Origin of the sequence: Helicobacter rappini (assembly GCF_900198625.1) — a bacterium.
Taxonomy (GTDB): Bacteria; Campylobacterota; Campylobacteria; order Campylobacterales; family Helicobacteraceae; genus Helicobacter_A; species Helicobacter_A rappini.
Genome location: NZ_FZPK01000028.1, coordinates 1 through 1,936 on the forward strand (window position 1 = coordinate 1; position 1,936 = coordinate 1,936).

Genomic DNA, 1,936 nt, shown 5'->3' on the forward strand with positions numbered 1-1,936 from the left:
TATGCAATCTTATCTCTCACTCTCCATCTTTTCAAATCTAAAAAAACATTATTCTAGTCAAGACACAAAAGAATCTAAACCATCTCTCAATCTTACACTTACTCAAGCAACTATTAAAGAAAGTCTAGAAACTCCATTGAGTATAGAATGCAATGGTTTTATAGAATCTATGCAAAAAAACCTTTTATTAGAAGTAAATTCCCATAATTCAAATATCTCTTTGCAGCCAAAAGACTTTCTTAATTGTTTAGCCACTCTCAATATTTCTCATTCCCCTCACAATAAGGATAGTAAGATAATTTATTTTGATCGTTCTTACTCAAATATGCAAACCACAACCTATAAAGGCATTATCACGCATTTGCAATACCTTGGTTCTTTTCAACAAAATACCACAAATACACTTACCTATAGACATAATTTTACCCTTACATTGCAATCACCGCTTCTTCGCTTATCACTCAATACTGCTTATAGAATCTATACTGATATAACACCAATAGAAGTTATCAAACACACCTTAAAATTTTATGAAGGATACTTAGAAAAAACTCTTGATTTTTCTCAAATCATTCAAACATATAATACGAAAGAAATTATTTCTCAATATAATGAATCTGATCTAGATTTTATAACTAGAATAGCTCATAACCATGGTATTTACTTTTATGAAGATGCAAATACTATTTATTTTTGTGATAGTTTGACAACAAAACCTACAAAAAATATTGCTTACAATCCTCATGCAGTTGCTAATACACTTCAAGAAGAATGTATCCATAACTTTTCTAAAGAAGAAAACTTACATAGCAATTTATTTACTTATTCAAGTCATGATGCAAATGCTCCAATTGATATATTTTCTTCTCAGATTTATACATATCAAGATGAAGAAACAGGGCAACCAGATAATACATTGACTTCTTTTACACATACTTATGATAGCAGCTCTTCTTTTACACAATCTATTGATACAAGAAAGCCACTGCATCTCAAAGCAAAAAGATTACAAATGCTTGATGCAACCCTAAAGGCACAAAGCAATATTTATCATTTAGGTCTAGCAGACTTTCTGCAAATAGATTATGAAAAATATAAATATGCAAATAATGATAACACTCTGCTTAATAAACATAAAGAGTTTATTGTTGTGGCCATAGAACAAACACTCATAGATAATGCACTTTTAACACAATACAGCACAACACAAGGAGATGTCGCTCACACAGCAATAAGTAACTCTCATGACAATGAATCTATAATATTATCATCTAAAAATCAAAATGGCTTTATCCAATCTTATAGCAACACTTTAAAGCTTATGCCTTCTCATATGCTTTATGTCCCAGATACTAAAGCTAAACCAAAAGCACCATTGCATACACAAGGTATTGTAATAGGAGAAGGTTATCTAAGAGCACCAACACAAGAACAAGCAAATCAAACGATTTTGCAAGAACACAACACAATCTATACAGATGAATATGGTCGAGTAAAAGTGAGAATGAATATCTATGCAAATCAAGAAAAAAGAGATAATGCCCTCTTAGAAAGAATCCAAAAAGATAACGCACAAGATAGTGATTCACAAAGTAATATGCACACTAATATACAAAATAATGATTTACAGAATAATCAAATTAGTAGCAATAGTAGCAATATTGTAAATAGCAATAACAATAGCATAAATCAAACAAACACTAATCAAGAAAACATAATCACAATAACCAACCAAACACAACACAATAAAGATACCACCAACACAAATACTATACAAACACATTCTAGCCCTAACAAAAGATACTCTTACACTCCATTCCTTAGAGTAGCTTCTCCTATTGCAAGCAACTCTTCTGGCTTCTACCATACTCCAAGAATTGGAGATGAAGTTATAATCTCTTTCTTAGATAATGATATAGATAAGCCATTTATATCT

At 30.6% G+C, this 1,936-nt stretch carries 1 protein-coding gene and 1 pseudogene; both read left to right on the forward strand.

Annotation, left to right across the window (positions count from 1 at the left end; all coding sequences use genetic code 11):
• Positions 1-169 precede the first annotated feature (169 nt).
• Positions 170-1,033, forward strand: a pseudogene (locus C6H17_RS13540) (contractile injection system protein, VgrG/Pvc8 family); the annotation flags it as partial.
• 738 nt (positions 1,034-1,771) lie between these two features.
• Positions 1,772-1,936: phage baseplate assembly protein V (locus C6H17_RS13545; protein ID WP_418904709.1), on the forward strand; the 165-nt coding region annotated here is incomplete at its 3' end.